Annotated in this window: 6 protein-coding genes; 4 read left to right on the top strand and 2 right to left on the bottom strand. The window is 66.9% G+C overall.

The window, feature by feature from the left end:
* A partial coding sequence (locus tag HUU94_RS02390) for a DNA-processing protein DprA (protein WP_174273526.1) occupies positions 1-696 on the top strand: 696 nt, incomplete at its 5' end.
* 62 nt (positions 697-758) lie between these two features.
* Positions 759-1550 (top strand): energy transducer TonB, encoded by a 792-nt coding sequence (locus HUU94_RS02385; protein WP_174273525.1) that lies wholly within the window; start codon positions 759-761, stop codon positions 1548-1550.
* A 289-nt stretch (positions 1551-1839) separates the two neighbouring features.
* Here HUU94_RS02385 and HUU94_RS02380 read toward each other — a convergent pair whose 3' ends face one another.
* Positions 1840-2547 (bottom strand): CAP domain-containing protein, encoded by a 708-nt coding sequence (locus HUU94_RS02380; protein WP_174273524.1) that lies wholly within the window; start codon positions 2545-2547, stop codon positions 1840-1842.
* 200 nt (positions 2548-2747) lie between these two features.
* Between HUU94_RS02380 and topA the strand changes: the two genes are divergently transcribed.
* Positions 2748-5291, top strand: a complete 2544-nt coding sequence (topA, locus tag HUU94_RS02375; protein WP_174273523.1) for a type I DNA topoisomerase — start codon at positions 2748-2750, stop codon at positions 5289-5291.
* A 358-nt stretch (positions 5292-5649) separates the two neighbouring features.
* On the top strand, positions 5650-5895 hold the full coding sequence (locus HUU94_RS02370; RefSeq protein ID WP_174273522.1) for a hypothetical protein: 246 nt from the start codon (positions 5650-5652) through the stop codon (positions 5893-5895).
* 59 nt (positions 5896-5954) lie between these two features.
* Here the strand turns inward: HUU94_RS02370 and HUU94_RS02365 are convergent.
* Positions 5955-7733: TonB-dependent receptor (locus tag HUU94_RS02365; protein ID WP_174273521.1), on the bottom strand; the 1779-nt coding region annotated here is incomplete at its 5' end.

Here is a 7733-nt window from a genome sequence, read left to right as displayed (position 1 = left end):
GGCCTGGGCGCCGCCGGGCGCGTCATCGTCTCGGGGCTGGCGCGCGGCATCGATACCGCCGCGCATGTCGGATCGCTCGATACGGGCACGATCGCGGTGATCGCGGGCGGGATCGATATCTTCTATCCCCCAGAGAACGAGCGGCTCCAGCGCGAGATCGCGGAGCGGGGCCTGCTCGTCGCCGAACAGCCGCCCGGCACCGAGCCGCACGCCCGCCACTTCCCCTATCGCAACCGGATCATCGCGGGGCTCGCCGAGGGGACGGTGGTGGTGGAGGCGGCGCCGCGTTCGGGCTCGCTGATCACCGCGCGGCTCGCCGCCGAGGCGGGGCGCGAGGTGATGGCGGTGCCGGGATCGCCGCTCGATCCGCGCGCGCAGGGCTGCAATCAGTTGATCCGCGACGGTGCTACTCTCGTCCAGAGCGCCGACGAGGTGCTGGAAAGCCTTCGCCCGATCGGCGGGATCACGCTTGCCGATCGCGACCATGGCTATGCCGCCGGGCCGCTCGCGGGGGACGCCAGCGATGCCGAACGTGCGCGCATCCACGGGCTGCTTTCGCCCAGCCCGACCCCGATCGACGAGTTGATCCGGCAGACGGGGATCGCGCCGTCGATCGTCCAGATCATCCTGCTCGAACTCGAACTGGCGGGCCGGCTCGAACGGCACGCGGGCAGCCGCGTCAGCCTGATCCCGTGACCGGCGGACAAGGCGTGCGCGGCCTGCTAGAGGGATGCTCTGTTTGCCGGGAGCTTGCTTGAATGCCGATGATCGCGCTTGCCGCATTGGCCGCCGGAACCGTGCTGCAACCGTTGGGGGACTGGCATGGCTGGGTGACGGTCAAGGATTATCCCGTCGAGGCGGTGCTCGCGCAGGCGGAGGGGATCGCCGCCTTCGCGCTGACGATCGATGCCAACGGCCTGCCCGAGGATTGCCGGATCACCAAAAGCGCGGGCTCCAAGCTGCTCGACGACCAGACCTGCGCGATCATGCTGATCCGCGCGCGCTTCCGCCCGCCGACCGACCGGAAGGGACGGATCGTGCCGGCGACCTACCGCCAGAGCATCCGCTGGCGCCTTCCCCCCAACGCCAAGCGCGAGGAGGTGGTGGACCGCAGCTTCGATGCCCGCGCGACGATCGCGGCCAACGGCAACGTCACCGATTGCGCGCTGAGCGGTGCCGGCGCCACGCGGCTGGCGCAGGCCAAGGGCAGTTGCGGCCCGTTCGGCAACCGCGATTTCCTCGCCTTCTTCCTCAAGGACAATTATGCCAAGACGCGCGGCACCAACGTGCGGCTGAGCGTCAATTTCGATGGCAACTCGCCGCCCGCGCCCGCGAAGCCGCCACGCATCTATGCCATCCTGGCGAAGGCGGCGATCGAGATCGGCAAGGATGGCGCGATGACGAGCTGCACGAGCGTCACGGCGCTTTCGGCGCTCGGGCGGACGCTGGACCTCTGCGATTTCATCAAGACCGATCCGCCGCGCTACGGACCGCAGCCCAATCCGCGCAAGGCGACGATCCTGCTCGATCTCAGCGCCGATTATAATTGAGTCGAGAGCCCGTATCGTACTTCGATACGAGCCCTCGATACGGCTCCTGCGAAGCTACTCGGTCTCACCTCGGCGGGAGTGGGAGAGCTGAGGTCATCCGGCGCTAGATCGGACGCGGCCTGCGGACCTGAGACGATCCTCCCCTGGCAGGGGAGGTGGCTGGCGGAGCCAGACGGAGGGGTGATACGCTATCCAGAGGGCGACACCCCTCCGTCATCGCTGCGCGACGCCACCTCCCCTGCCAGGGGAGGAACATGTCACGCGCGCATTTGCTCGAATGCGCCTTAGCTCACTGCTTCGGCTTGGTCTCGTCCATGGCGGCGACCTGGACGCGGCGTACCGGCCCGCCGGGCTTGGCATCGGGGGTATCGCCCATGTCGATCACGCACATCGTGCCGAATTCCGGATGCGGGCCGCAGGCGACGCCCGCGTAGCGCAGATGATCGGCGAACATCAGGATGCGGTGGCCGCGATCGCTCACGCCGTCATCGATGATGAGCTGGCGGATTACGTCCTCGGCATCGACCGCGCCATAAGCGATGACCTCGGCCACCTGCTTGCCGCCGCCGTGCTTCAGCGTGCGATCGCTGGGCCCCGATCCGTCGGCGCCGAAGTGACCCGTCTTGCCCGTCCTGCTCTGTTCGGCGACGTGATCGGCGGCGGCCAGGCGCAGCGTTTCGGAGGGCTGGAGCGTCTCCAGCGTCGGGTGAGTCGAGAGGAAATCGACCGCCTCGTCGACGGGGACCGTGCCCTCCTGCGTCTGGACATCGATAGTCTGGCCCGGGATCACGACCAGATTGGCCTTGAAATAGCCGCGATAGGTCATCAGCGTTTCGACATAGACGTTCGGCTGGGCGCGCGCGACGTTCAGCGTCGCCAGCACATTGGCCTCGAGCTGATGGATGTCACCGTGAAAGCTGGGATTGGCGGATTGGGCGAAAGCGGCCGTCGAAGTGATCGTCAGCGCCAGCAGCGCGCTACGCAAAACCGTCCGCATCGGATCAAGCCCCTTACCGACAATCGCATTACCCGCTGGTGATCCGATCGCTATTTTCGCCCCTTATCGCAATCCGGTGATTCGCGAAAGTCCGACCTGTGTGATTGTTATCGCGGTTTGCGGCCGTTCCGGCGCGGCTTGACGCACCGCGATCCGAACGATCACCCTCGCACGTGTACGCGAAGGAAGATTTGCCGCCCATGAAACTCGTCGTCGTCGAATCGCCCGCCAAGGCCAAAACGATCGAAACCTACCTCGGCCCCGGGCACAAGGTTCTCGCCTCCTACGGCCATGTCCGCGATCTGCCCGCGAAGGACGGCTCGGTCGATCCCGATCAGGGCTTCGCGATGGAATGGGAAACCTATGCCGACAAGGCCACGCGGCTGAAGGCGATCACCGACGAGGCCAGGGGCGCCGACACGCTGATCCTGGCGACCGATCCCGATCGCGAGGGCGAGGCGATAAGCTGGCACGTCCAGGAGGTGCTGCGCAAGCGCAAGGCGCTGCCCAAGGACGTGCGCCGCGTCACCTTCAACGCGATCACCAAGGCGGCGGTGCTGGAGGCGATGGCCAATCCGCGCGCGCTGGACGAGGATCTGATCGACGCCTATCGGGCGCGCCGCGCGCTCGATTATCTCGTCGGCTTCACGCTGTCGCCGGTGCTGTGGCGCAAGCTTCCCGGCGCGAAATCGGCAGGACGCGTGCAATCGGTATCGCTGCGGCTCGTCGTCGATCGCGAACGCGAGATCGAGGTGTTTCGCGCGCAGGAATATTGGTCGGTCAGCGCGGGTTTCGAGCAGGACGGCGTGCCGTTCACCGCGCGGCTGGTGAAATGGAACGATAGGAAGCTCGACCGACTTTCGATCGGCGACGGCGGAGATGCCGAGGCCGCCCGGCGCGATGTCGAGGCGGGGCGCTTCACCGTCGCCACGGTCGAGACCAAGCCGCTGACGCGCAACCCCCCGCCGCCCTTCACCACATCGACCTTGCAGCAGGAGGCGGCGCGCAAGCTCGGCTTTTCCGCCAGCCACACGATGCGCGTCGCGCAGGATCTCTACGAGCAGGGCGCGATCACCTATATGCGCACCGATGGCGTGCAGATGGATCACAGCGCGATATCGGCGGCGCGCGCCGCGATCGTCGATCGCTACGACGGCGGCTATATCCCGGAAAAGCCACGGCTCTACACGACCAAGGCCAAGAATGCGCAGGAAGCGCACGAGGCGATCCGCCCGACCGATTTCACCCGCGACAAGAATGGCGGCGGCGATCATGCGCGACTCTACGAGCTGGTCTGGCGGCGCGCGCTCGCCAGCCAGATGGCATCGGCGCGGCTGGAGCGCACCATTGTCGAGCTGAGCGAGGGCACGGGGCGGCACATGCTGCGCGCCACCGGCCAGGTCGTGCTCTTCCCCGGCTATCTCGCGCTCTACGAGGAAGGCCGCGACGATGCCGACGACGAGGATGCGCGCCGCCTGCCGCGAATCGGCGAGGGCGATGCGCCCGCCAAGAAGAGCGTCGCCGCCGAACAGCATTTCACCCAGCCGCCGCCGCGCTATTCGGAGGCGAGCCTCGTCAAGAAGATGGAGGAGCTCGGCATCGGGCGGCCCTCCACCTATGCCTCGATCCTTCAGACGCTCAAGGACCGCGATTATGTGCGGCTCGAGAAGAACCGCTTCATCGCCGAGGAGAGCGGGCGGCTGGTGACGGCGTTCCTCGAACGCTTCTTCGAACGCTACGTCAGCTATGATTTCACCGCGGGGCTCGAGGAAGAGCTCGACGACGTCTCGGGCGGCCGCGCGCAGTGGCAGGCGGTGCTCGAGGCGTTCTGGAAGGATTTCAAGCCCAAGACCGCCGAGGTGATGGAGCAGAAGCCGAGCGAGGTGACCGCCGCGCTCGACCAGTTCCTCGCGCCCTTCCTGTTCCCCGACAAGGGGGAAGGCACGGACCCGCGCGCCTGCCCCGCCTGCGCCGATGGCAAGCTGGCGTTGCGCGGCGGCAAGTTCGGGGCGTTCGTCGCCTGCTTCAACTACCCGGAATGCAAATATACCCGCCGCTTCGGCCAGGGCGGGCAGGAGGGCGCGGCCGAGGATGCCGGGCCGCTGGTGCTCGGCCCCGATCCCGATACCGGCGCCGAGGTGACGCGGCGGACGGGGCGTTTCGGCGCCTATGTCCAGCTCGGCGAGGGGACGGACGCCAAGCGCGCGTCGATCCCCAAGGATGCGGGCGAGCTCGATCTGGCGCTGGCGCTGCGGCTGCTGTCGCTGCCGCGCGAGATCGGCGTGCATCCGGAAACCGCCAAGCCGATCGCCGCCTCGATCGGGCGCTACGGCCCCTATCTGCTCCACGACGGCAAATATGCTAGGCTGACCTCGACCGCCGAGGTGTTCGAGACCGGCATGAACGCCGCCGTCGCCAAGCTGGCCGATGCCGCGAACGGCGGCGGACGCGGGCGCGGCGCGGCGCGCGAGCCGATCAAGGCGTTCGGCGACTCGCCCGTTACCGGCAAGCCGATCAAGGTGATGGAAGGCCGCTTCGGCGCTTACGTGACCGACGGTGAGACCAACGCGACGCTGCCGAAGGGCACCGATCCTGCGACGCTGGAGCTGGACGCGGCGCTGACCCTGCTCGCCGAGCGCGCCGCCAAAGGCCCGCCGAAGGGCAAGAAGCCGGTGCGCAAGGCGGCAGCGAAGAAGGCCCCGGCGAAGAAAGCTTCTGCGAAGAAGGCCAAGCCCAAAGCTTAGCGTAGCGCCGAGTGCAGTCACGTTGAATCGGTGCTCCGGCGGACGCCGGAGCCGTGCGAGGCTCGACCCAGCCAACGTTCCGGCCTTCGCCGGAGCACAGCTATCGCTTCTCACTCTAGCCGTAGCCGCCGGATCAGGAATGTGCTTCCTTCAAGCCCGCCCGTCGCTAACGTTCGAAAAAACAGGCATCCCGACCTCGCCTGTTCAAATAAATCTTTCGACAAATATTATATAAAGAATGCCATGAAAACTATTTTCGAGAATTCCTCGAAAATCCTGATTTAAATCTGCATCGGTATTATTTAATAAATATTAAATATTCGGGGCCCGATTACCGATCCCGGCAGTTTAATCGATTATGAAAAAGAAAACATCGCTCGTGCGGCTCGCCATTATCTCCCTTTCGGCCGTGGCTTTTTCGCCATTGTCCGCGATGGACACGCCAATCGCCCCGCTCGAAAAAGCGGTCGGCTATGTGGCGATCGACGCCGTCCCGCACCTGAACGCCGCGGTAAAGCCGGAGATTAGCGGGCTTCGCGATGCGACGTCAGACTGGGCCATGCAGTCGTGCTCCAGTGGTCAGAGCAACCGGAAAGTCTGTTAATATACGATCGATCGGGCCCTCCGAATTACCACACCGCCGATAAAGCGGCGGTCATCCGCTCATAACCTCCACGTCGCGTCCACGCGCACGCTGCGGGCTGGAAAGGGGTGGAACAGGAAATAGCGGTCGTCGGTCAGATTATCGACGCCCAGCCCGAAGGTCATGTGCCGATTGACCGTCGCCACCGCGCGCAGGTCAACGATCAAATAGCGGCCGAACCCCTGATAGGTTTCGGCGACGATATCGCTGTTGTCGATCGTCGCATAGTGCCGGCTGGCGTAGCGCGCGGCGGCGGTCAGCGAAAGACGATCGACCGGCCGCCACGTCGTCACCAGCGTCGCGCGCCAGCGCGGCACCTGCGGCAGATGCTTGCCCTCGGCGGCGGGAAACGCCCGGTCGCGCAGCGTGCGCGCATCGGCGTAGGTGACGCTGCCCGAGAGATCGAAGCGCGGCAGCACTTCCTGTCGCGACGCCGCCAGCTCTACGCCGCGCGTCCGCGTGCGATCGACGTTCTGGACGAAGGTCGCCAGCGTCGCGCCGCCGTTGAGCGGGCCGCTCTGCGAGATCAGCGCATCCCCGATCCACTCGCCGAACAGCGACAGCCGCACTTCGCCGCGCGCGTCCTTATGCTCCAGCGCCAGCTCGGCCGAACGGGCATGCTCGGGCTTGAGATTGGGATCGGGCACGGCGGCGACGGGCGTGGTCACGACCTGGTACAGTTCGGAAACCGTCGGGAAGCGATAGGCGTCGCCATAGGACAGCCGCACCGTCCACGGCGGCGCGAGCGTCCAGGTCAGCGAGGCCTTGGGCGAGAAGCGGCGGGCGTCGCGGGCCGGTTGCCGGACCGACACGGCGGGAGACGTTGAGAAGTTGACGCCTTGATAGGCGCGCCACCATTCGATCCGCCCGCCGACCGTGAGCGTGAGCGGATCGGCGATCCGCCACGCGTCCTGCGCCCAAAGCGCGCCAGTTCGCGTCCGCCCTGCCGATCGCAGGTTGAGCGCGCCGATCGGCCCGTTCAGCCAATCGGTCGTGGCGAAGCGATCGCTGCGCAAGGTGAAGCGATCGACATGGCCGCCGCCGCTGAGCACGTGGCCGCCTCCCGCCCGCCACAGCGCGCTCGCGTCGAGCGTCTCCCAGCCGGTGCCGTCGAGCCGGGTGATCGTGCCCGCGCCGCCGGCGAAGGCATCGGGCAGCGCGCTGGTCGGCGCGCGCTGGCTGTCATGATCGAAGCGGAAGCGCGTCGCGATGATCCGCCAGTCGAGCCGATCGCCATGACCATCGAGCGTCAGCGCATGCGACGTGTCGCGCTCGTCGTGGCGATAGACACCTGAATCGAACGCGCTGGCGGCGACCGTGTAGGCGCGGCCGTCGAGGTTGAGCGCGCCCGTATAAGCGAGATTGCCCGTCGCGGGATTGGCGAGATAGCTCTCGGTGCCCGCATGCGTATCGCCGAGGAACAAGGCGCCGACATAGGTGAGGCGGAGATTCGGCGAGAGATCCAGCGCGGCCTTGAACTTGAGCCGATCCTGCACCTGATGCTCGATCCCGCCCGATCCCAGCACGCGGATCGCGGCACCCGTGCGGTTGAGCGCGGGGACGCTGCCGCCGACCGCCGTGCCCGCGGCGCTCGTCGCGGCGGGCTGCGTGACGGTGACGTAGCTCAGCGGCTGACCGGTGCTGACGACATGATCGACCGAGGCGAACAGCGCCAGCCTGCCGAAGCGATCGCCGATCGTGCCGCCGATCTGGCGCGCGGGCGTGTCGCTGGCGTGGCCGTAGTAGCTGAACCGGCCGATGCTCGTCGCGGCGGTGGCGGTCGCCTCCAGCCGATCGGG

This window comes from Sphingomonas bacterium (assembly GCF_903644055.1).
In the GTDB taxonomy this organism is placed as follows: Bacteria; Pseudomonadota; Alphaproteobacteria; order Sphingomonadales; family Sphingomonadaceae; genus Sphingomonas_I.
The sequence above is the reverse complement of the archived record's forward strand: the minus strand, read 5'-3'. Positions and strand labels throughout refer to the sequence as shown.

Bases quoted from the DNA above. Each gene is read 5' to 3' on its own strand.
- HUU94_RS02380 (WP_174273524.1), bottom strand. From the start codon at position 2,547: ATGCGGACGGTTTTGCGTAGCGCGCTGCTGGCGCTGACGATCACTTCG.
- HUU94_RS02370 (WP_174273522.1), top strand. From the start codon at position 5,650: ATGAAAAAGAAAACATCGCTCGTGCGGCTCGCCATTATCTCCCTTTCG.
- HUU94_RS02385 (WP_174273525.1), top strand. From the start codon at position 759: ATGCCGATGATCGCGCTTGCCGCATTGGCCGCCGGAACCGTGCTGCAA.
- topA (WP_174273523.1), top strand. From the start codon at position 2,748: ATGAAACTCGTCGTCGTCGAATCGCCCGCCAAGGCCAAAACGATCGAA.